Origin of the sequence: Aeromonas rivuli (assembly GCF_000820045.1) — a bacterium.
Lineage (GTDB): Bacteria > Pseudomonadota > Gammaproteobacteria > Enterobacterales > Aeromonadaceae > Aeromonas > Aeromonas rivuli.
Genome location: NZ_CDBJ01000042.1, coordinates 51,297 through 74,282, shown reverse-complemented (window position 1 = coordinate 74,282; position 22,986 = coordinate 51,297). Strand labels below are relative to the sequence as shown.

Here is a 22,986-nt window from a genome sequence, read left to right as displayed (position 1 = left end):
TACCGGTTGCTCCCCTCGTGTTCACGGATGAGCTCACGTATGGCAAAACAAAACGCTATCTTCCCCGGTCGGGCGCCCCTCTTCTGGCTGCTCACCATGGCAGTGATCAACGGGATCCTGCTCTGTATCCAGGCCCAGGGGATACCTTATCCCTATCTGGCCCTCAACCTGGCATTGGCTCTGATCCCTGGCATCTGGCTCAGTCGCCACCAGACCAGCGCACAGCAACCTGCCCCTGAGAACCTGCAACCTGCGGTGGCGCCTGCCCTGGCTGGACTGGAGCAGGTCTGCGAACAGGCCGTCCCCATTTGGACCAAGCAGATCGAGAACTCCCGCCAGCAGAGTGAGGGAGCCATGATCAGCCTCACCGAACGCTTCGTCGGCATCTCCACCAAGCTCGAAGAGGCGGTCGCCGCGTCCCATCACGCAGCCGGGGACCTGGCCGGTGAAAACTCGCAAGGCATGGCCGCCGTGCTGACCGAGAGTCAGCAACAGCTCAATGCCGTGCTGGCCAGCATGCACAGGGCCCAGCAGAACAGGGACGCCATGCTGGCGGAGATCAAGGGGCTCACCGCCTATACCCAGGAGCTCAATGCCATGGCCCTGGATGTGGCCAAGATAGCGTCCCAAACCAATCTGCTCGCCCTCAATGCGGCCATCGAAGCGGCCCGGGCTGGCGAGGCGGGTCGCGGCTTCGCCGTGGTTGCCGGCGAGGTCCGCACCCTGTCGCACTTGTCGAGTGAGACGGCCAAGAAGATGTCCGGCAAGGTCGATACCATCAACACCGGCATTGGTCAGGTGCTCCAGATAGCCGAGTTGGCGGCAACCAAGGATCACGAGTCCGTTGCTAACTCGGAGCAATCCATAGAGCAAGTGTTGACCCGCTTTCGCAGTGCCACCGCCAGCCTGGCCGAGTCTGCGGCCCTCTTGCAACACGAGAGCAGCGGCATCCATGCCGAGATATCTGACGTCATCGTCTCTCTCCAGTTCCAGGACAGGGTCAGCCAGATCCTCAGCCATGTTCGCCAGAACATGGAGAGCCTGTCTGACCACCTCATTGCGGCGAAACAGGCTCCAGCCCATGAACGGCTCGCCATCGATGCCGAGCGCTGGCTGTCGGACATGGAGCTCTCCTATGCCACCGACGAACAGCGCAATATCCACCATGGCAAGCACGCCGCCGCACAGAAAACAGACACTGACATCACCTTTTTTTAGGAGCTAAGCATGGGAAAAACCATCTTGATCGTGGATGACTCGGCCACCATTCGTCAGGTTGTCGGCATGACTCTCAAAACCGCTGGCTACGATGTCATCGATGCCTGCGATGGTCGGGATGCCTTGCGCAAACTCGATGGCAAGAAGATCAACCTCATCATCAGTGACGTCAATATGCCGAATATGGACGGGATCAGCTTCGTCAAGGAGGCCAAGAAGCTGCCCAGCTACAAGTTCACTCCCATCATCATGCTGACCACCGAATCCCAGGACAGCAAGAAGCAGGAAGGGCAGGCAGCCGGGGCCAAGGCCTGGGTCGTCAAGCCGTTCCAACCGGAACAGATGTTGGCCGCCGTCGCCAAACTCATCATGCCTTAGTCAGAGGTGCCTATGCCGCTACATGCCGAACGAGTGTCAGACAAGATCGCCATGAAACTGGAGGGAGAAATGACCATCTACCATGCCCGCGAACTCAAGGAACAGATGAGCGAATGGCTGGAGCAGCCGCAAGAGATTGAGATGGATCTGTCCGGTGTCAGCGAAATAGACAGCGCCGGCCTGCAGTTGCTGATCGCCGCCAAGCAAACGTCCCACGCCAAGGGGCGTAGCCTGCATCTGCTGTTTCACAGTCAGGCCGTGCTCGATGCCATAGAGCTGTGCAACCTCTCCGGCTTCTTCGGCGATCCCACTCTGCTGCGCTACACCCTCAACGACTAGACCGACAAGGAGCCCGAGCATGGATCTGGATCAGGCGCTACAAACCTACCTTGTCGAGGCACGGGAGTTGCTGGAAGAGATGGAATCTTCCCTGCTGCGCCTGGAGTCGACCCCGGATGATGACGAACTGATCGGTGCCGTATTCCGGGCCGCCCACACCATCAAGGGCTCGGCTGGCCTGTTCGGGCTGGCCCCCATCATAGGCTTTACCCACATCGTCGAGGACATACTCGATCAGGTGCGCAATCACCGGCTCGCCATCTCTGCCGAGCTGATCAAGCTGCTGCTGGAGAGCTGCGATCACATCAATCTGCTGGTCAATATCGTGGTCGAACAGGGGGATGCTCCTGGGCCGGCCGAGCTTGCCCAGGATGGGGCGCTGCGTGAGCGCCTGCAAATCTATCAGCAGGATGATATAGCCCCCCTGGCAATGCTCCCCAGGAGCCAACCCAGCCCCGTCGAGCGGCAAGACCAGGGTCCGCTGGCCATGACCGGGCTGTGGCATATCTCCCTGCGTTTTGGACAAGAGGTGTTCAGACACGGCATGGAGCCCACCTCGTTTCTGCGCTACCTCGCCACCCTGGGGGAAATAGTCGCGATAGAGACCATCACCATGGCCCTGCCCGACTGGCAAGGGTTCGACCCCGAGAACTGCTACCTCGGTTACGAAATCGACTTCGACTCCACCGCCAGCAAGGATAGCATCAGTGAGGTGTTCGAATTCGTGCGCGACGACTGCCAGATCCTGATACTGCCTCCCCACAGCAAGCTGGAAGAGTACCTGGCGCTGATCGAGGCACTGCCGGAAGACAACGAGATGCTGGGCCAGTTGCTGGTCAAGACAGGGGCCCTCACCCAGGTCGAACTGGAGGCGGCCCTGCGTCTGCAGGATCATCCTGGGCAGGCCCCCCATGCCCGACTCGGCGAGATACTCATCTCCCAGGGCGCCGTGGACGAGGTGGTGGTCGATGCCGCCCTCAAGAAACAGAGCCAGAGCAAGGAGCAGAAGAACAAGGAACAGCGCTTCGTGCGGGTACACGCCGACAAACTGGATGACCTCATCAACCTGGTCGGCGAGTTGGTGGTGGCAAGCTCGGGTGCCAATTTGCTGGCCCAGCGTTCCCGCGACAGCCAGCTGCTGGAGGCGACCTCTGTCATCGCCATGCTGGTCGAGGAGATCCGCGACGGCGCCCTGCACCTGCGCATGGTGCCCATAGGCGAGACCTTCAACCGTTTCCAGCGGGTGGTACGGGACGTGAGCCAGGAGCTTGGCAAGGAGATCACCCTGCGCATCTCGGGGGCCGATACCGAACTCGACAAGTCGGTGGTGGAGAAGATTGGCGATCCCTTGATGCACCTGGTGCGCAATGCCATGGATCACGGCATCGAATCGGCCGAGCGCCGTCAGCAGGCTGGCAAGCCGAACCAGGGCATCCTCACCCTCAACGCCTTTCATGACTCCGGCAGCATAGTCCTCGAGATCCAGGACGATGGCGCCGGGCTCGACAAGGAGCGGATCCTCAAGAAAGCCCTGGAACGCGACATCATTGTCCCGGGGCAACAACTCAGCGAACAGGATATCTACCAGCTCATCTTCGAGCCGGGGTTTTCCACCGCCGAGGCCGTCACCAATTTATCCGGGCGCGGGGTCGGCATGGATGTGGTCAAACGCAACATTCAGGCGCTGCGTGGCAGCGTCGAGCTGCATAGCGAAGCCGGCAAGGGCACCCTGGTCCGGATCCGCCTGCCCCTGACTCTGGCCATCATAGACGGCTTCCTGGTGCGGGTTGGCAGCGCTCACTACGTCATCCCCCTGGACATGGTCATCGAGTGTGTCGAGCTGACCGAGGATGCACTGCAAGACACCCTGGGACGCGACTACATCAACCTGCGCGGCGAGGTGCTGCCCTTCGTTCGTCTGCAACAGCATTTCGACATCCAGAGCCAGCCGGGACGACGGGAAAACATAGTGGTAGTGAGCCATGGCGGTCAAAAATCCGGACTGGTGGTGGACGAACTGCTGGGGGAGCTGCAAACCGTCATCAAGCCCCTCGGCAAACTGTTCAACCATCTGCGCGGCATCAGCGGCTCCTCCATCCTCGGAGGGGGCGACATCGCCCTGATCCTGGATATCCCCGCCTTGATGCAGTCGGCCATCCAGCGGGAGTTGCATCAGCTGGGCCACCTGGGCGCGGGGCATGTTCCGTCCCCATCGAGTATCAACTGAATAGGAGCAAGCCATGTTCAAGGATGCCACCATCAAGACCCGCCTCTTTCTGCTGCTCGGCGCGCTCTGCGCGTTGCTATTGCTGCTGAGCAGCCTGGGCCTGTACGGCATGCACCACGGCAATCAGGGCCTGCTGCGGGTCTATCAGGACAGGGTCGTGCCCCTCAAGCAGCTCAAGGAGATATCGGATCTGTACGCCGTCGCCATCATCGATAACGTCAACAAGGCAAATGCGGGCCTCATCAGCGCCGAGGTGGCACTCAAGGAGCTTAACGATGCCCAGCAGCAGATTGAACAGGTATGGCAAACCTATCAGGCAACCCGTCTCACCGAGGATGAACAGCGGCTATCGGCCCAGGCCATCAACCTGTTCGAGGCGGCAAACCGGGATCTCAATTTGCTCACCCACCGCCTGGCGACCCAGCATGGCCTGGTAACGGGGACACTGGATGAGTTCGATGGCCGCCTCTATGGGACCATAGATCCCATCAGCAGCAAGGTAACCGAGCTGGTCAACCTGCAGCTCGAGGTTGCCAAGGCCGAATTTGAACGGGCTCAATCCGCTTATCACAGCCTGCTGCCCACTGTGGTAGTGGGCATAGTCCTGGGGCTGATGGTGGCCATCTGGTTTGGCCTGCGCCTCATTCGCAGCATCACAGGCCCCATCAATCAGGCACTCAAAGCCGCCCGCCAGTTGGCCGAGGGGGATCTTGACGTCAAGCTGGAGATCCACTCCCGCGACGAGGCGGGGCAGCTGCTTGAGGCCATGCAATACATGGTCGACAAGCTGGGGGCCCTCATCAACGACATAGAGCAGCAGGTGAGCGCCGCCGTGGAGCAGGGTGACTTCAGCTACCGTATCAGCCTGGAACAGCGTCAGGGGTATGTGAAGCGACTGAGCGAGCTGCTCAATCGCCTCTCCGAGGTGACGGATACCAGCCTGGGAGATGTGATGCGCATCGCCACTGCCTTGGCCAAGGGAGACCTGACCCAGCGCATAGAACAGCCCTATCCGGGAGTGTTCGGTCGCACCAAGGATGGTCTCAACGACACCATCACAGCCCTCACCAACATCATCGACGAGGTACGCAGCGCCACCGACAACCTGAGCAATGCCTCCAATCAGGTCAGTGTCACTGCCCAATCCCTGAGTCAGGCCACCAGCGAGCAGGCGGCCAGCGTCGAGCAAACCAGCGCGGCCGTCGAGCAGATGAGTGCCAGCATCAACCAGAACACGGACAACGCTCGCCAGACGGATGCCATGGCCGGCCAGGCGGCCCGGGAGGCGGGAGAAGGCGGTGCCTCTGTGCAACAAACCGTGACCGCCATGCAGCAGATAGCGCGCAAGGTGAGCATCATAGATGACATCGCCTACCAGACGAATCTGTTGGCCCTCAACGCGGCCATCGAAGCAGCCAGAGCGGGCGAACATGGTAAAGGTTTTGCCGTGGTGGCTGCCGAGGTGCGCAAGCTGGCCGAACGCAGCCAGGTCGCCGCTCAGGAAATTAGCGAGCTGTCGAGCAGCAGTGTGGAACAGGCCGAGCTGGCTGGCGAGCTGCTGGTACGGATAGTCCCCTCCATTCGCAAGACCTCGGATCTGGTGCAGGAGATCAGTGCCGCCTCCGGCGAACAGGCGGGCGCAGTGACCCAGATAAGCCAGGCGATGAACCAGCTCAATCAGGTAACCCAGCAGAACGCGGCCAGCAGCGAGGAGCTGGCCGCCACGGCCGAAGAGATGAGTAGCCAAGCCGGGGATCTGCAACAGACCATGGACTTCTTCACCCTGGCAAACGCCCCCGCCCGCAGCGTGGGTGCCAGTCAAATCAGAGTCAAAACCGCCCAACCCCGAGGCCACTTTCTGACCCCACCCCAGAGCGCACCCACGGGTCACAAGAGCCCGGTGGATGACGCCGACTTCATTCGTTTCTGACCGGAGACCCCATGAATCCATCCACCGCACTGACTCTTGCCTCTCCCCTGCTGCCCTCCGTGGCCCAGGGAGATGCCCAGTACCTCACCTTCGTCATCAACGGCGAGATGTTTGCCATCAACATACTCGGGGTCAAGGAGATCCTCGAATACGGCAACATCACCCCCATCCCCCTGATGCCTGACTTTATTCGTGGTGTCATCAACCTGCGCGGCGCCGTCGTGTCCGTGGTCGATCTCAATGCCCGCTTCGGCAATATCGCCTCGACCATCACCCGCCGTAGTTGCATCGTCATCATAGAGGTCTTGAGCCAGGAGGGAGAACATCAGGGGGAGACCCAGGACATTGGGGTGGTGGTAGATGCCGTCTCCGAGGTGCTCACCATACCGCGCAACGAGATAGAGCCGCCCCCCAGCTTCGGCGCCAAGATCCGCGCCGACTTCATCAGCGGCATGGGCAAGGTCAATGGCAGATTCGTCATCTTGCTCAACACCCAAAAGGTGCTCTCCATCGACGAGATGGCGCAACTTCACGATCTATCCCATCGCCCGGACGCGGCCATGGCAGTGACCCAATAGTAAGGTACCCGACTTCTATCACCTGAGTGTCAGCACAAGGATAAGGCTCATGACTCAATCATTTTTCGGCAAGCTGTTTGGCAACAACGACGATCACCCCCAGCTGTTGTCCCAGTTAACCCAGACCCTGGGCGATGCCAGGGCCATCAACCTGGCCGCAGCCAGTGGCCAGTTCGAGCAGCCCTTGCCCCTCACCGGGCTCGGGGGCCCCTTGCTGGAGCTCTGCCAGGAGTTCAATCTTCTGCTCGATCGCCTCGGCCAGACGGTGCGCAACAACCTGGCCGAGGCCCAGACCAGTCAACAGCTTCATACCGAAAACTTCCGGGTGCGCAAGGCCCTCGACGGTGCCACGACCAACCTGATGATCGCCGACACAGACCTCAACATCATCTACATGAACGAGGCGATCAAGGAGATGCTCAGCCTGGCCGAAAGCGACATCAAGAAGGAGCTGGCCGCCTTTGATGTCAAGCAGCTGATGGGCAAGAACATCGACAGCTTTCACAAGAATCCTTCCCACCAGCGGGCCATGCTGGCCAAGCTCGACAAAACCTACCGCACCCAGATAGCCCTGGGTGGTCGCATCTTCTCCCTCATCGCCAGTCCCGTCGTCAACAATGAAGGCGATCGGCTCGGCACAGTAGTGGAGTGGAACGATCTCACCAAAGAGGTCACCATCGAGAACGAGATCAAGGCCGCCAACACCGCCGCCAAGCTGGCATCCGAGGAGAGCCTGAGGGTGAAGAAGGCGCTGGACTGCGCCACCACCAACGTGATGATCGCCGACAACAACCTCGACATCATCTATATGAACGAAGCGGTCGGCACCATGCTGCTCGACGCCGAGCCGGACATCAAGACCGATCTGCCCCACTTCAACGCCAGTCAGTTGATGGGTAAAAACATCGACATCTTCCACAAGAACCCGAGCCACCAGCGCACCATGCTGGCCAAACTCGCCAGTACTCACCGCGCTCAGATACTGCTCGGCGGGCGCACCTTCGCCCTGGTCGCCAACCCTGTGTTCAGCGATAGTGGTGAACGGCTCGGCACCGTGGTTGAGTGGAACGATCGCACCAAGGAGGTCGCCATCGAGTTGGAGGTCAAGGCCGCCAACGCCGCGGCCAAGCAGGCATCCGACGAGAGCATGAGGGTCAAGAAGGCGCTGGACTGCGCCACCACCAACGTCATGATCGCCGACAACGACCTCGACATCATCTACATGAACGAGTCGGTCAAGGTCATGCTGGCCGAGGCCGAGCGCGATATCAAGACAGAGCTGCCCCACTTCAACACCAGCCAGCTGATGGGCAGCAACATAGATACCTTCCACAAGAACCCCAGCCACCAACGCGGCATGCTGGCCAAGTTGGCCAACACCTATCGCACCCAGATCCAGCTCGGCGGGCGCACCTTCTCCCTGGTCGCCAACCCTGTGTTCAGCGATGCGGGCGAGCGACTCGGTTCAGTGGTGGAGTGGGACGACCGCACCAAGGAGGTCGCCGTCGAACGGGAGGTATCCGACATTGTGCAAGCCGTCATCGATGGCGAGCTGAGCAAACGCATGGCCCTCGGTGACAAGGCTGGCTTCTTCAAGAACTTGGGGGAAGGCATTAACAAGATTGCCGAGGTCATCGACACCAGCCTCAAGGACGTGATCCGGGTGGTTCAGGCCCTGGCCGAAGGGGATCTGACCCAAAAGGTCGAGGCGAACTACCCCGGGGTCTTTGGCACCACCAAGGATGCCCTGAACCAGACCATCACGGCCCTCACCACCATAGTCACAGAGGTGCGCAGCGCCTCGGACAACCTGTCCAGTGCCTCGGAACAGGTCAGCGCCACCGCCCAGAGCATCAGCCAATCGAGCAGTGAACAGGCCTCGAGCATGGAGGAGACCAGCGCCTCCATCGAGCAGATGAGCGCCAGCATCAACCAGAATACCGAGAACGCCCAGGTCACCGATGGCATGGCAAGCAAGGCCGCCAAGGAGGCGATAGAAGGGGGCGGCGCGGTCAAGCAGACGGTGGATGCCATGAAGCAGATAGCCAAACGCATCAGCATCATCGATGACATCGCCTACCAGACGAACCTGCTGGCACTCAACGCGGCCATAGAAGCAGCCCGGGCTGGCGATCATGGCAAGGGGTTTGCCGTGGTGGCGGCCGAGGTACGCAAGCTGGCAGAACGCAGCCAGGTAGCGGCCCAGGAGATTGGCGAGCTGGCCTCCAGCAGTGTCGACATGGCAGAGCGCGCGGGTGAGTTGCTCGATCAAATCGTGCCCTCCATCAACCGAACCTCGGATCTGGTGCAGGAGATCAGTGCCGCCTCAGCGGAACAATCCACCGGGGTCAGCCAGATCAACAAGGCCATGAGCCAGCTCAGCCAGGTGACCCAGCAGAACGCGTCCAGCAGTGAGGAGCTGGCCGCCACCGCGGAGGAGATGAGCGGCCAGGCCGAACAGCTGCAACAATCCATGGGGTTCTTCACCCTGGCGCAGCACAGGACGGTGACCGAACTCAAGGTGGCGACCCCACGAGGAAACAGCCGCGGCCGCTTCCTCAATCAGGAGGGATCGCCGCAGGAGATCTCGGTCGCTCATGGCAAAAGTCAGAGCGACGGTGATTTTGTGCGCTTCTGATGCGCCGTTGAGCCAGGAGGGCGGGGAGCCAAGGCTTCCCGCTCGCTCCGGTCAGCGACCGGATACACCACACAAGGAAGGCGAACTTGCTGGAACATGCCGCCCTGAGCGATCAGGAATTCAGCCAATTTCAGCGCTGGCTGCATCAAGCCACCGGCATCGATCTCTCCCCTGCCAAGAAGACACTGGTCAGCAGTCGGCTGGCCAAACGGCTCTCCCACTACCAGTTGCCGAGTTTTGGGGATTACTTTCACCTCATCATGGGCGATTCGGCCAAGCTGGAGCTGCAACTGGCCCTGGACTTGCTGACCACCAATGAGACCTACTTCTTTCGCGAACCCAAACATTTCGAATTCCTGAGCGAGCAGATAGTGCCCCACTTCCCGCGGGAGCGTGCGCTGCGGATCTGGAGCGCGGCCAGCTCCTCGGGGGAAGAGGCCTACAGCCTCGCCATGACCCTGGCAGAGCGCCGCGCCGCGGCTCCCTGGGAGATCATCGCCTCCGATATCAGCTCCCGGGTTCTGGCCCAGGCCAAGGCTGGCCTCTATGCCATAGAGCGGGCCCACAACATACCGACCGCCTACCTGATGAAATACTGCCTCAAGGGCATAGGTCAGCAAGAGGGCACCTTCCTCATCGACCGCAAGCTCAAGGAGAGGGTGCATTTCAGCCAGGTCAACCTCAACAAGCCGCTGCCGGATCTCGGCCAGTTCGACCTCATCTTCATCCGCAACGTGATGATCTACTTCAACCGGGAGACCAAGGAGCAAGTGCTCGCCCGCCTGCTTCCCCTGCTGCGTCAGGGGGGCTATCTCATCATCAGCCACGCCGAGAGTCTGCATGGCCTCCAGACTGGCCTGCAGCTGGTCTCCCCTTCCATCTATCGCAAACCCTGAGCCCCATGAGAGAGGTGACTCTGCAACCCGGCGAGGCCCTGTTTAGCCGGGAGCCTATGGTGATGCGCACCCAGCTCGGCTCCTGTGTCAGCCTGACACTCTGGCACCCACGCCACCACTGGGGCGGCATGTGCCACTTCATGCTGCCGAGTCGGCGCCATCGCGATCGACCGCTGAGCCAGAGGCAGATGGCACGGCAGAGGCCTGACTCGCTCAATGGCAAGTATGCGGATGAGGCGCTGGCCATCTTGCTGCAAGGGGTTGCCAAAGCGGGCTCAGCCCCCGGGGAATATGTGGTCAAGCTGTTTGGCGGCGGCAACATGTTCCCCCAGTTGGGGGGACGTCATGCCCCGGATATCGCCAGCCAGAATGTGGCGGCCGCCTGGGCGCTGGTCCGCGCTCAGGGCCTCGATGTCAGCGCCCACGATCTGGGCGGCACAGGCCACAGGGCGCTTGTCTTCGAGCTCAATACCGGCCATGTCTGGGTCAGGCACAGTCCGTTGATACGGGATCCGGAGCGGGTCGATGAGCGTCGCCGCACCGGTCAATGAGGCCACCGCGGGATCCGGCCCCTGACCGCCCCTTCATTCGAATGAGGAGAGAGAGATGAAACAGATCACCGTCATGCTGGTCGATGACTCCGCCGTGGTCAGGCAGGTATTGCAGAGCGTGCTGGAGCGTGAGCCGGATATCAGTGTCATCGCCACCGCCTCGGATCCCCTCTTTGCCCTGGAAAAACTCAAGCGGGCCTGGCCGGACGTGATAGTGCTCGACGTGGAGATGCCGCGCATGGATGGCATCACCTTCCTGCAGAAGATAATGACCGAGCGACCGACCCCGGTCGTTATCTGCTCCTCCCTCACCGCGCGCGGCGCCGAGACCACCTTGCAGGCCATGGCGGCCGGTGCGGTGGATATCATCACCAAGCCGACCATAGGCCTCAAAGACTTTCTGCAAGAGTCCGCCCAGGATCTCGCCATGGCGGTACGGGCCGCGGCCATGGCCAATGTCAAACAGTTGCGCAAGGCACCACTGGCCGTGCCCGCCAAGATCAGCGTTGATGCCTGGCTACCGGCGGGCGGCCAGGCCCTGGCACAAACCACGGAGCGCATCGTCGCCATGGGCACCTCCACCGGCGGCACCCAGGCCCTGGAGCTGGTACTCACCGCCTTGCCCAGGGTCAGCCCCGGCATCGTCATCGTGCAGCACATGCCGGAGAAGTTCACCGCTTCCTTCGCCGAACGGCTCAATGGCCTGTGCCAGATAGAAGTGCGTGAAGCCAGACACAATGACAGGGTGATCCCGGGGCTGGCCCTGATCGCGCCGGGTGGCAAACACATGCTGCTCAAGCGCAGCGGCGCCTACTACCATGTGGACGTCATGGATGGCCCTCTGATCAATCGCCATCGCCCCTCGGTCGATGTGCTGTTTCGCTCAGTGGCCAAATACGCTGGCAAGAATGCCACCGGCATCATCATGACCGGCATGGGAGATGATGGTGCCCGCGGCCTCAAGGAGATGCAGGAGGCGGGGGCCATCACCTATGCCCAGGATGAGGCCTCCTGCGTGGTATTCGGCATGCCCAAGGAGGCGATCAAGCTCGGCGCAGCCCGCCATATCGTCCCTCTCGATCAGATCCACCAGATTATTGCCAAATGAGAGACCCCGCTGTGGCGAACCGGCAGCGGGGTCTGATGGCGTGACATCGCTGACTGCCGCGTTACGCCGCCGGCATGGCATCGAGCAGACTGAACAGCCTGTCTATTTCGGCATGAGTGTTGTAGTGCATGCAGCCGATGCGCAGTACCCCTCCCTCACCGACCCCCAGGGCCGCGATCAATCCCAGGGCATAGAAGTGCCCCGCCCAGCTGCATACCTGATGATCCCCCAGATAGACCGCCATCTCGGCCGGCGTGTGGCGACTCGAGGTGAGGGCGAAGGTGGGCGTTCGCCCCTGCGCGCCATGGATACCATGCAGGCTCAACCAGGGACGCTCCGCCAGCTTGGCCAATACCTGCTCGCTGAGCTGCTGTTCATGCCCCTGGCTGCTGGCAAAGGCGAGATCGAGCCGCTCTTCCAGGGAAGCCTCCTCCGCCTCCAGACCAGAGAGGGAGGCCAGGTAGTCAATGGTCGCCTCCAGCCCGGCCAAGGCCTCCCAGCTCTGGGTGCCCGTCTCCCACTTGTAGGGCGAGACGTTCTTGGCCGGTTCCACCTTGTAGGGGGTCAACCGCTCCAGATGGCGATGCTTGCCATAGAGGATCCCCAAGTGCGGACCGAAGAACTTGTAGGCCGAGCAGCCGAGGAAGTCGCAATCCCAGGCTTGCACATCGATGCGCTCATGGGGCGCAAAGTGCACCGCATCCACATAGAGCAGGGCACCAGCCTGGTGTACCGCATCGGCGATGGCGGGAATGTCCACCAGAGTGCCCGTGGTATTGGAAGCGGCGGTCACGGCCACCAGCCGGGTACGCGGGCCAAGCAGGCTCAGCAGATGATCCATGTCGAGGCCGCCGCTGGCGGTATCCACCCGCACCTGATGGACGATGGCGCCGCGATCCTCGGCCGCCTGCTGCCAGCTGGAGACATTGGAGTAGTGATCCAGGGCGCTGACGACTATCTCATCCCCCGCCTGCCACTCACGGGCCAGGGCACGGCTGAAGGCGAAGGTGAGGCTGGTGAAGTTGGCGCCAAACACTATCTCCTGCCAGCTGTCGGCACCGAGCAGGGTCGCCGCGGCCTTGCGGGCACGCAACGCCTGTTGCTCCGTCTCCCGGCCCGAGAAGAAGGTCCCCCCCAGATTGGCGTTGAAGCGCCCCAGATAGTCGGTCATGGCCCCCAAGACACGATGGGGAACCTGGGCCCCCCCAGGGCCGTCGAAGAAGAGTGGGGATTTGCCATCGATCAACTGGTTGAGGGCAGGAAACTGGCCGCGCAGGACGGCGACATCGAGAGGCTGCATAGGATCACGTTCCATGTAACAGTTAGATAACATGGCGAGATTAAGATCAGGTAGCAGCAAAGTCCACACCCAAACCCATCCGCCATCACATTCACAGAACAAAGAGAGTAAACCAGCATAAAACACTACCAACAATGACTCGTCAGCCGAGATGACAGGGCGACAGCCTCGACTTCCTGCCCGGTTAGCTGTGTTATTTTTGTTCTGAAGCCTATGAAAAGATTGAATTTTGAACGGCCAATATCAAAAAATGAGCGACTCGCATATTTTTCTACATTGATTGCAAATTTGGGGTTCACAAAGCTGTGGGATCTGTTAGTATGCGCCTCGCACTTGAGGAGGGGTTCCCGAGTGGCCAAAGGGATCAGACTGTAAATCTGACGGCTCTGCCTTCGAAGGTTCGAATCCTTCTCCCTCCACCATTCAAGTGTGATGAGATAGTACAATCAGGAAAATACCCCGTGGAGGGGTTCCCGAGTGGCCAAAGGGATCAGACTGTAAATCTGACGGCTCTGCCTTCGAAGGTTCGAATCCTTCTCCCTCCACCATCTTCCTGAAATAAGTGGCTTTTAATACCCCTGTGGAGGGGTTCCCGAGTGGCCAAAGGGATCAGACTGTAAATCTGACGGCTCTGCCTTCGAAGGTTCGAATCCTTCTCCCTCCACCATCATTCAAGAAAACCCGGCCCAGCGCCGGGTTTTCGCTTTCTGTCCCTGTCAGATCTGACAATTGCCCGTTATGTAAACTGCCCGGATAGTAAGCCCTGATATTCGCAAGGAAGGCGCATCATGCTGGAAGTGTGGGATGAACAGGGTTATCACTCAGGCCTGAGCCTGGAGCAGTTGCAGATCCATATCAGTCGCTACAGCGGCGAACTCATGGTGCGTTATCGCAACCGCATCGGTCTGTCGAGCACCCTGTTTCTGACCGTGCGTGATGGCCAGCCGTTGCAGCGCTTCAAACAGGACAGCCCTCCCCTTGATTGGCACTGGTTGAGCCTGGCCCTGCACCCTCAAGCCCCGTCCATGCGCCCCACCACTCTGTTGGTCAGCCCCCCGCAGTAACGAGGCTCACTGACACCGACAAGACAATCCTCTCTCCTTCTCCTACCCGGGTTAATTGCGCCCGGGGAGCGGCAAGAGTACAATCTCGCACCCTTATTGGGATGTCATGGCCTTAACCCTCCAGAGGGTGCAGCGCTGTGCCGTCATCCTTATTGCGATGCCACTCGGTGGCGTCGCCCTGATTTGCAATCAGACCAGCGAGATAATCATGTTCAGACCAGAATTGCTCTCCCCCGCCGGGACCCTCAAGAATATGCGTTACGCCTTCGCCTATGGCGCCGATGCCGTCTATGCCGGCCAGCCGCGCTACAGCCTGCGGGTGCGTAACAACGAGTTCGACCACGACAACTTGTGCCTGGGCATCAACGAAGCCCACGCCCTCGGCAAGCAGTTCTATGTGGTGGCCAACATCCAGCCCCACAACTCCAAGCTCAAGACCTTCGTGCGCGACATGCGCCCGGTGATCGAGATGGGACCGGACGCCATCATTATGTCAGACCCCGGCCTCATCATGATGATGCGCGAAGCCTTCCCCCACATGCCCATTCACCTGTCGGTGCAGGCCAATGCGGTCAACTGGGCCACGGTAAAGTTCTGGCATCAAATGGGCCTGACTCGCGTCATCCTCTCCCGCGAACTCTCCCTGGACGAGATCGAAGAGATCCGCATGCAGGTGCCGGAGATGGAGCTGGAAGTCTTCGTGCACGGCGCCCTGTGCATGGCCTACTCCGGCCGCTGCCTGCTCTCTGGCTACATCAACAAACGCGACCCCAACCAGGGTACCTGCACCAACTCCTGCCGCTGGGACTACAAGGTTCACGAAGGCAAGGAGAATGAGGTGGGCCAGATAGTGCATCGCCAGGAGCCCATTGCGGTGCGTCCGGACAACACCCTGGGGCTCGGCAAGCCGAGCGATGCGCTGGTACTGCTGGAAGAGGCCAACCGCCCCGGCGAGTACATGACGGCGTTCGAGGACGAGCACGGCACCTACATCATGAACTCCAAGGACTTGCGCGCCGTCGAGCACGTCGAGCGCCTGACCAGGATGGGTGTGCACTCCCTGAAGATCGAAGGCCGCACCAAGTCCTTCTACTACTGCGCCCGTACCGCTCAGGTCTATCGCAAGGCCATCGACGATGCCGTCGCCGGTCGTCCGTTCGATCCGACCCTGATGGGCACCCTGGAGAACCTGGCCCACCGTGGCTATACCGAGGGCTTCCTGCGCCGCCACAACCACAGCGAGTACCAGAACTATGACTATGGTTACTCCATCTCCGACACCCAGCAGTTCGTCGGCGAGATCACCGGTCGCAATGGCGACATGGTGGAAGTGGACGTGAAGAACAAGTTCCTGGTCGGCAACAGCCTGGAGTTGATGACCCCCCAGGGCAACCTCAGCTTCAATCTGGAGCAGATGCAAAACCGCAAAGGCGAGCTGGTCGACACCGCACCGGGCAACGGCCACATCGTCTATGTGCCGGTTCCCCAGGAGATCGACATCAGCCACGGGATACTGCTGCGCAACCTGGGCGATCGTCAGGACAGCCGCAACCCCCATACGGCAGCCTGAGATGGCGCTGCTCATCACCGACAAGTGCATCAACTGTGACATGTGCGATCCCGAGTGTCCGAACCAGGCCATCAGCCTGGGGGAGGCCATCTACGAGATCAATCCAGACTTGTGCACCGAATGCGTCGGCCACTATGAGAAGCCCACCTGCATCAGCGTCTGCCCCATCGACTGCATCATCTGGGATCCCCAGCGGGTGGAGAGCGAAGCGCAGTTGATGGAGAAGTTTGTGAAACTCCATCGCAGCTGACTGGCCAGAGATGGGCAAACAGTGAGGCCGGGCAATGCCCGGCCTCACTGTTATCCGCCACCATCATGGCTGGCCCGCCTCGCGGCCATCCCAGCCACGACGCTGTCATCGCACCGAATAGAGCCATCCACATACACATAGGAGGCCCCTACTCTGAGCAAGGGGTCAGCGGAGCCCGGAGGCAGTCAGTGTTCACTTACCCTTGCTATCGACCAGGGCACGCAAGGCTCCATTGTGGATCTGCTCCTGCTGATATTTGGCCTGAGCCTCATCGAGCTTGGTCTGCTTCTTGGCGATCTTGTCCGGCTTGCCCTCCACCCGGGCACTCTGCAACTCACTGAGCCGTTCGTCGACCTTGGTTTTCAACTCGGCCAGCTTGCTGTCACTCTCTTTGAGCAAAGCGCCATCGTCACAATAAGCCTCGACATTATTGAGCGCCTCCTGCAAGCCAGCGACCTGGCGATCGTTGTCATGGGCGCGAGCCTCGCTCAGAGCCGAGACCAGGGCATCACGCTTGGCAGCACACCCCACCGCAGAGGCCGCCACCACAGGTCCCGCCAGCCAGAACCCCAATGCCAGCACGGCTATCCTCTTGTTCATTTTCCACCTCTCGTTCACCGTCGTTCCGTGAATGATGCTCATCCAACTTCAAGCACACTGCTCATTCACCACCTTTTAAATGATGCTCATCTGACCTCAAGGGCACCTCGCAGGTCAAGACTGCACGAAAGTGGTGCGACACGGTTTGCGCAACATCATGATGGGGATCATCAGGGCGATATACAATGGGGCTTTGTCATCAGGAGCTTCCATGAGCCAACAGATACTGATCATCGCCAGCGGTGCCCCCTATGGCAGCGAGTCCCTGTTCAACGCCCTGCGCCTCGGCTTGGCACTGCAGGAAGAGGGGGCCAGCCTCAGGCTGTTTCTCTTGTCGGATGCGGTGGGGGCCGCCATCGCCAGTCAGGCCCCGGCCGAGGGCTATCACCTGCGTCAGATGCTGGACATCTTGCTGGTGCAAGGGGCCGAAGTGCGATTGTGCCAGAGCTGTTGTGATGCCCGCGGCATTGGCACCCTGCCGCTTATCGAAGGGATCCGCATCGACCGCCTGCCGACCCTGGCCCAATGGACAGTGGCCGCCGACAAGGTACTGACCTTCTAGATTGCCAGGGGTGAGTCATCACTTACCCCTGAGCTAGCCTGCCTTGACCCCTTGATGCTTCGTGGTCAAAAAACAAGCCAATAGTGACTAATCAATAATCATTTCGCTGTGTGGTTTCATGCGCAACAAGCCTTGACTTCCCCCCTTCCCGTACATAAAGTGCCCAGCCTTTGCAGCCCTTTGAGGCCTATGGAACCCCCTGTTCCCCTGCCCAACAGGACGATTTTTTTGGCCAATGGCATCCGTTACACAAGCCTGGCCCTGCACTGACAATAAAAATGAACCGGTCGCCTCAGGCGGCCGTTTGGCTATTTCGGGATGAATAAGCGAAACCTTACTCCCTCGACCCTGGGTCGAGTCTTTCTGCCTACCGTTCCGGAACAGCGATGTCATTGATGAACATGAATATTGGTAAGAAGCTGAGCGTCGCCTTCGCGACCTTCGGCCTGATGATGGTCGCCATCGGCGGCTTCTCTCTGTTGCAATTTGACCGCATCAACAGTCGCTCACTCGAGCTGACCGATGCCATCATTCCCAGCATCAATCGCGTCAATGACATGGGGCAGACGGTCGCCAACTTGCGGCGCTTCGAACTGAGCTACCTGCTGGTCGATGAGAACCCAGCCCGTCAGGCGGAGTACGGCAACCAGATGCGCAGCGAAATAAGCAAGATCACGGGACTGCTTGACCAGTATGGCAAGACGCTGTTCGATGCCGAAGAGACACGCCGCTATCAGGCAGTCAGCGCCAACTGGCAGCGCTATCTGGCATTGCACGATGCCGTCATGGCACAACTGGCCCGGGGGGAACATGCCGCGGGTACGGAGCAGTTCCTGGCAGGCGCCCCGACCTATGTCGCACTCCATGATGCGGTCGAAGGGTTGATTGCCCAGAACCGCTACTATGCCAAGCTCGGCCGTGATGAGTCCCAGAGCACCTACGAGAGTGCCCGCACCGTCCTCCTCCTCACCCTGCTCCTCGCCATCCTACTGGTCATCGTCTTCGCCACCCTGCTGACCCGCCAGATCCGCGATCCCATCGTGCTGTTGGCCAAGCAGGCCAAACTGGTTGCCGGCGGTTATCTGGGCCGAGGCGAGCTGTGCGATTACATCGATGCAGGCAAGCTCAATCGGGATGAAATCGGCGAGCTGGCCCTGTCGGTGCGCCAGATGAAGGAGGGGCTCAGCGATCTGGTCAACGAGATCGCCACCTCGGTCAGCCAGCTCAGCACCTCGGTAGGCGAAGTAAGCGCCATCTCCGAACAGTCCGCCCTGGGGATACGCCAGCAACAAGGCGAGATAACCCAGGTGGCAACTGCCATGAACGAGATGCAGAGCACTGTGTTCGAGGTGTCCCGCAACACCACTGATGCCGCCAACGCCGCCCAGCATGCCTCCCAGGCTTCCATGGCAGGCCAGGCGGTGGTACAGAGCGCCATCGGCAGTATCGAGCAGGTCGCGGGCAAGATGGGTGAGGCAGGTCAGGTAGTGCAACAACTCGAGCAGGAGAGCGCCAATATCGGCCTGGTACTGGATGTGATCCGCAGCATCGCCGATCAGACCAACCTGCTGGCACTCAATGCCGCCATTGAAGCCGCCCGTGCCGGCGAACAGGGCCGAGGCTTTGCCGTGGTCGCCGATGAGGTTCGTACCCTGGCCAGACGCACCCAGGACTCCACCGCCGAGATCCATAAGATGATAGAGAGCCTGCAGAGCCGTGCAGCGCTGGCGGGCCAGGCCATGCACAGCAGCCATGCCCAGATGCAGACCAGCGTCGAACTGGCGCAGGATGCGGGCCAGAGCATTGCCAGGATCCATGAAGCGGTCACCCGGATCACCGACATGAACACTCAGATTGCCAGCGCTACCGAGCAACAGAATTCGGTCACCGCCGAGCTCAACCACAACATAGTGAACATTCACAATGTCTCGGATGAGAATGCCAAGGGGGCACAACACACCGCTCAGGCCTGCACCGAGCTGAGTCAGCTGACCAGCCACCTGCAGCAGCTCACCCTCCGCTTCACCCTGTAAAGCATCCAGATGAGTAAAGGCCGGGATCTGGGATCCCGGCCTTTTTCATGCGGTCTGATGGGGCCTCAGCTATTCGCGGGCGGGCACCGACTGCAGCTCGGTCGGGCGCGGCATGCGAGTGCCCCACTCATAGAGCGCCAGGATAGCGAGGCAGAGCAGGGCCATCAGCCCGTAGAGCCAGCCACCGCCCCAGTTTGCGATCATCCAGCCCCCGAGCAGGGCACCAATGGCGACCCCCATGCCAGACATGGAGGCCGCGCCGAAGTAACTGCCTTTGAGGTGTGCCGGTGCCATCTGATCGATCAAGACATTGAGCAGCGGGAACAGGATGCACTCCCCCACGCTCAGCAGCACCACAGCCACCAACCAGTGCCACCAGATGGCGGTATCGCCCAAGGCAAACAGCAGCTGGGCACCGAGAAAGAGGGCGACCCCGAGCTGCAACCTGTGCTTGATCCGCCAACTTGCGGTCAGGTGCAGCAGCGGGAACTGCAGTATCACTATGGTCAGCGCATTGGCGGTCACCAGCAGGCCGATGAGCCGCTCCACCTCCGGTGTACCCGCCCGGGTCAAATATTGGATAAGCGGCGACTCGAACTGGGCGTAGACCAGCATCAGCAACACGTTGGCCAGGGTCAGCAGCAAGAAGCCACGATCCCGGGCCAGCACCCTCAGCACGGCGCGCATGCCGGGACCGGCCGTGCTGCCAGCCCGGCAACGGGCCAACCTAAAACCGATGAAGAAGGTGACGCCGAGCAGCAGATAGCTGATGCCAAGCAGCAGGAAGGTCTCCTGGCGCGCACTCAGGCCATAGGTGACCCCAATCAGGGGACCAATGGCCGCCCCCAGATTGAGCAGAAAATAGCGCAGGTGCAGCGCCAGTTCGCGGGCCTTGGGTTCGGCCAGGCTGTCGGCCATCAGCGCCTTGCCCGGTGAGTCGATGAGTCCGTAGGAGAGGCCGCTGCCAATCACCCCGAGTGCCAGCCAGGCGACTTGGTGGGAGAGGCCAAGCAGGCCGAAGCTGAGCGCAGAGACCAGGCAGCCGAACAGCAGTATGTTGCGCCGCCCCCACTTGTCCGACAGCCAGCCACCATAGAAGCTCACCAGGGTCGAGAGGGCCGCCGTGGCCCCCAGGATGAGGCCGATCAGGGTCGCCGAGAGCGCATAATCGCGATAGAGCAGGATGGAGAGGAAGGGCCAGACCATGAAGAAGCTGGTTCGCACCATGAAGGTGCCCAGGATCACGATCCAGACCAGCGGGGGAAATTGCCTGAGATAGGCCCACGACATACTGCAACTCCTTATGACAGCTTGAGAGCGGGTCGTCCGTTATAACAATGGGCTTCAAAAGAAACAATGAAATTGGCACAGATAACATCCAGACACAAAAAAGCCGACCCTGAGGTCGGCTTTTTCACAGCACAGATGCCTTACTCGGCAGCTGGCTCTTCGGTGGCGGCAACGGCCACATCGGCGGCCGGAGCGGCAGCCTCGGTCGGTGCATTCGCTTCCTTGATGGAGAGACGCACGCGGCCTTGACGATCCACTTCCAGTACCTTGACCTTGACCACGTCACCTATGGTCAGGTGGTCGGCCACGTTCTGTACACGGGCATCGGTGATCTGGGAGATATGCACCAGACCGTCTTTACCCGGCAGAATGTTGACGAAGGCACCGAAATCGGCCAGACGCACAACCTTGCCTTCATAGATGCGGTTCACTTCGATCTCGGCGGTGATCGCCTCGATGCGACGGATGGCTTCCATGGCGGCTTCGTTGGCAACGGCGGAGATGCGGACAGTACCGTCATCATCCAGCTCGATGTTGGTGCCGGTCTCTTCGGTCAGGGCACGGATCACGGAGCCACCCTTGCCGATCACATCCTTGATCTTCTCAGGATTGATCTTGATGGTGTGGATACGCGGTGCGAAATCGGAGATCTCGCTGCGCGGAGCCTGGATGGCTTCGTCCATGACCTTCAGGATGTGCAGGCGAGCGCCACGAGCTTGCTTGAGGGCAATCTCCATGATCTCTTTGGTGATGCCTTCAATCTTGATGTCCATCTGCAGCGCAGTGATGCCCTGGGTGGTACCGGCCACCTTGAAGTCCATGTCACCCAGGTGATCTTCGTCACCCAGGATGTCGGACAGCACCACGAAACCTTCTTCTTCCTTCACCAGACCCATGGCGATACCGGCAACGGAGGCCTTGATCGGCACACCCGCATCCATCAGCGCCAGGGAGGAGCCACAGACGGAGGCCATGGAGGAGGAACCGTTGGATTCGGTGATCTCAGAGACCACACGCACCACATACGGGAACTCGGCGGCGCTCGGCATCACGGCAGCAACGCCGCGCTTGGCCAGACGACCGTGACCGATTTCACGACGCTTCGGGCTCCCCATCATGCCGGTCTCACCGACGCAGTACGGCGGGAAGTTGTAGTGCAGCATGAAGCGGTCGGCACGGTGGCCGGTCAGCTCGTCGATGTTCTGGGCATCACGCTCGGTACCCAGGGTCGCAACGACCATGGCCTGAGTCTCACCACGGGTGAACAGGGCGGAGCCGTGAGCGCGCGGCAGTACGCCGGTGCCAACGTGCAGGGCACGGATCATCTCTGGATCGCGACCATCGATACGCGGCTCACCACGAACCACACGACCACGGACGATGCGGCTTTCCAGATTGTGGAAGGCTTCACCAATCTTCTTGGCATCGGCTTCCACGCCGGAGGCGATAACCTGCTCGACCACACGCTGCTTGATGGCACCGATGGCGGCGTAGCGCACGGCCTTCTCGGTGATGCGGTAGGCTTCACCCAGTTCAGCGGTTGCCAGCTCGGCAATCTTGGCCTTCAGCGGCTCGTTGACGGCAGGCGGGGTCCAATCCCATGGCTGGGTAGCCACGTCGGCGGCGAATTCGTTGATGGCATTGATCGCAACTTGCATCTGCTCGTGGCCATAAACGACCGCGCCCAGCATCACTTCTTCAGAGAGGATGGCCGCTTCGGATTCCACCATCAGCACCGCGTTGGCGGTACCGGCAACCACCAGATCCAGATCGCTCAGGGGCAGTTCGGTGGTGGTCGGGTTCAGCACATACTGGCCGTTCATGTAACCGACGCGAGCAGCACCGATAGGGCCGCCGAACGGGATGCCGGAGGTGGCCAGGGCGGCGGAGGCACCGATCAGGGCAACGATATCAGGGGACACGGCCGGGTTCACGGACATGACGGTGGCAACCACCTGAACCTCATTGAGGAAGCCTTCCGGGAACAGCGGGCGGATAGGGCGGTCGATCAGGCGGGAGATCAGGGTCTCACCTTCGCTGGGACGGCCTTCACGACGGAAGAAACCACCCGGGATACGACCAGCAGCATAGGTACGCTCCTGATAGTTGACGGTCAGCGGGAAGAAATCGCGACCGTGGTCGGCCTCTTTCTTACCAACAACGGTCACAAATACGCAGGTATCGTCCATGCTGACCATAACGGCCGCAGTGGCTTGACGGGCCATCACACCGGTTTCCAGTGTGACGGTGTGTTGACCGTACTGGAATGACTTTACAATAGGATTCACGTGAATTTCCTTTTGACAATTTGGCTCTTTAAATTCGCGTGCAAGTATACTTGATCCTAACCAAAAGGTAAGCGCTTACCTGAATTGAGTGATAAGACAACAGCTTGCGAAGCAATAAAAAAGGGGAACCTCGCGGTTCCCCTTTTTCGCAAAATCTGATTGTCGA

General features: G+C 60.4%; 19 protein-coding genes and 3 tRNA genes. 18 read left to right on the top strand and 4 right to left on the bottom strand.

Annotated elements, in window-relative coordinates:
* The first annotated feature begins 39 nt into the window (after positions 1 to 39).
* The 10 genes from BN1130_RS08195 to BN1130_RS08150 all read left to right on the top strand — a co-directional run bounded on the left by BN1130_RS08195 (position 40) and on the right by BN1130_RS08150 (position 11,863).
* Positions 40 to 1,218, top strand: a complete 1,179-nt coding sequence (locus tag BN1130_RS08195; RefSeq protein WP_042041352.1) for a methyl-accepting chemotaxis protein — start codon at positions 40 to 42, stop codon at positions 1,216 to 1,218.
* A gap of 9 nt (positions 1,219 to 1,227) precedes the next feature.
* Complete coding sequence (locus tag BN1130_RS08190; RefSeq protein ID WP_042041350.1) at positions 1,228 to 1,596, top strand: response regulator; 369 nt, start codon at positions 1,228 to 1,230, stop codon at positions 1,594 to 1,596.
* A 12-nt stretch (positions 1,597 to 1,608) separates the two neighbouring features.
* Positions 1,609 to 1,935 (top strand): STAS domain-containing protein, encoded by a 327-nt coding sequence (locus BN1130_RS08185; RefSeq protein WP_042041349.1) that lies wholly within the window; start codon positions 1,609 to 1,611, stop codon positions 1,933 to 1,935.
* 19 nt (positions 1,936 to 1,954) lie between these two features.
* Positions 1,955 to 4,162, top strand: a complete 2,208-nt coding sequence (locus BN1130_RS08180) for a chemotaxis protein CheA (RefSeq protein ID WP_042041348.1) — start codon at positions 1,955 to 1,957, stop codon at positions 4,160 to 4,162.
* Between the two features lie 13 nt (positions 4,163 to 4,175).
* Entirely contained in the window at positions 4,176 to 6,092 is a 1,917-nt protein-coding gene (locus BN1130_RS08175; protein WP_042041346.1) for a methyl-accepting chemotaxis protein, read from the top strand.
* An 11-nt stretch (positions 6,093 to 6,103) separates the two neighbouring features.
* Complete coding sequence (locus tag BN1130_RS08170; RefSeq protein ID WP_042041345.1) at positions 6,104 to 6,670, top strand: chemotaxis protein CheW; 567 nt, start codon at positions 6,104 to 6,106, stop codon at positions 6,668 to 6,670.
* A gap of 49 nt (positions 6,671 to 6,719) precedes the next feature.
* On the top strand, positions 6,720 to 9,308 hold the full coding sequence (locus BN1130_RS08165) for a methyl-accepting chemotaxis protein (protein ID WP_052448207.1): 2,589 nt from the start codon (positions 6,720 to 6,722) through the stop codon (positions 9,306 to 9,308).
* A gap of 86 nt (positions 9,309 to 9,394) precedes the next feature.
* Positions 9,395 to 10,204, top strand: coding sequence for a CheR family methyltransferase (locus BN1130_RS08160; protein WP_042041344.1), 810 nt, complete (start codon positions 9,395 to 9,397; stop codon positions 10,202 to 10,204).
* Positions 10,205 to 10,209: 5 nt separating this feature from the next.
* On the top strand, positions 10,210 to 10,755 hold the full coding sequence (locus tag BN1130_RS08155; RefSeq protein WP_042041341.1) for a chemotaxis protein CheD: 546 nt from the start codon (positions 10,210 to 10,212) through the stop codon (positions 10,753 to 10,755).
* A 55-nt stretch (positions 10,756 to 10,810) separates the two neighbouring features.
* Positions 10,811 to 11,863 carry a protein-glutamate methylesterase/protein-glutamine glutaminase gene (locus tag BN1130_RS08150; RefSeq protein ID WP_042041340.1) on the top strand — a complete coding sequence of 351 codons (1,053 nt, stop codon included), beginning with the start codon at positions 10,811 to 10,813 and terminating at the stop codon, positions 11,861 to 11,863.
* Between the two features lie 61 nt (positions 11,864 to 11,924).
* On the opposite strand, the gene BN1130_RS08145 is transcribed toward BN1130_RS08150, so the two are convergent.
* Positions 11,925 to 13,163 (bottom strand): cysteine desulfurase-like protein, encoded by a 1,239-nt coding sequence (locus BN1130_RS08145; protein WP_042041339.1) that lies wholly within the window; start codon positions 13,161 to 13,163, stop codon positions 11,925 to 11,927.
* Between the two features lie 337 nt (positions 13,164 to 13,500).
* Between BN1130_RS08145 and BN1130_RS08140 the strand changes: the two genes are divergently transcribed.
* The 6 genes from BN1130_RS08140 to BN1130_RS08115 all read left to right on the top strand — a co-directional run bounded on the left by BN1130_RS08140 (position 13,501) and on the right by BN1130_RS08115 (position 16,047).
* Positions 13,501 to 13,585 (top strand) — tRNA-Tyr (locus BN1130_RS08140).
* A gap of 41 nt (positions 13,586 to 13,626) precedes the next feature.
* Positions 13,627 to 13,711 (top strand) — tRNA-Tyr (locus BN1130_RS08135).
* Positions 13,712 to 13,745: 34 nt separating this feature from the next.
* Positions 13,746 to 13,830, top strand: a tRNA-Tyr gene (locus tag BN1130_RS08130).
* A 121-nt stretch (positions 13,831 to 13,951) separates the two neighbouring features.
* Positions 13,952 to 14,227, top strand: coding sequence for a hypothetical protein (locus BN1130_RS08125; protein ID WP_042041338.1), 276 nt, complete (start codon positions 13,952 to 13,954; stop codon positions 14,225 to 14,227).
* 208 nt (positions 14,228 to 14,435) lie between these two features.
* Positions 14,436 to 15,797 (top strand): prephenate-dependent tRNA uridine(34) hydroxylase TrhP, encoded by a 1,362-nt coding sequence (gene trhP, locus BN1130_RS08120; protein WP_042041534.1) that lies wholly within the window; start codon positions 14,436 to 14,438, stop codon positions 15,795 to 15,797.
* Between the two features lies 1 nt (position 15,798).
* Positions 15,799 to 16,047: a YfhL family 4Fe-4S dicluster ferredoxin gene (locus tag BN1130_RS08115; protein ID WP_042041337.1), complete on the top strand. Its 249-nt coding sequence runs from the start codon at positions 15,799 to 15,801 to the stop codon at positions 16,045 to 16,047.
* Positions 16,048 to 16,239: 192 nt separating this feature from the next.
* Here BN1130_RS08115 and BN1130_RS08110 read toward each other — a convergent pair whose 3' ends face one another.
* Positions 16,240 to 16,647, bottom strand: a complete 408-nt coding sequence (locus tag BN1130_RS08110; RefSeq protein ID WP_042041336.1) for a DUF1090 domain-containing protein — start codon at positions 16,645 to 16,647, stop codon at positions 16,240 to 16,242.
* Positions 16,648 to 16,858: 211 nt separating this feature from the next.
* Here BN1130_RS08110 and BN1130_RS08105 point away from each other — a divergent pair, with 211 nt between their 5' ends.
* Both BN1130_RS08105 and BN1130_RS08100 read left to right on the top strand, forming a co-directional pair.
* Entirely contained in the window at positions 16,859 to 17,209 is a 351-nt protein-coding gene (locus BN1130_RS08105; protein ID WP_042041335.1) for a DsrE/DsrF/TusD sulfur relay family protein, read from the top strand.
* Positions 17,210 to 17,595: 386 nt separating this feature from the next.
* Positions 17,596 to 19,242 (top strand): methyl-accepting chemotaxis protein, encoded by a 1,647-nt coding sequence (locus BN1130_RS08100; protein WP_042041334.1) that lies wholly within the window; start codon positions 17,596 to 17,598, stop codon positions 19,240 to 19,242.
* A 69-nt stretch (positions 19,243 to 19,311) separates the two neighbouring features.
* Here the strand turns inward: BN1130_RS08100 and BN1130_RS08095 are convergent, their stop codons facing one another.
* The gene (locus BN1130_RS08095; RefSeq protein WP_042041332.1) at positions 19,312 to 20,532 is read right to left on the bottom strand and encodes an MDR family MFS transporter; all 1,221 of its coding nucleotides are present in this window, start codon (positions 20,530 to 20,532) and stop codon (positions 19,312 to 19,314) included.
* Between the two features lie 140 nt (positions 20,533 to 20,672).
* Positions 20,673 to 22,820 (bottom strand): polyribonucleotide nucleotidyltransferase, encoded by a 2,148-nt coding sequence (gene pnp / locus BN1130_RS08090; protein WP_042041331.1) that lies wholly within the window; start codon positions 22,818 to 22,820, stop codon positions 20,673 to 20,675.
* Positions 22,821 to 22,986: the final 166 nt, after the last annotated feature.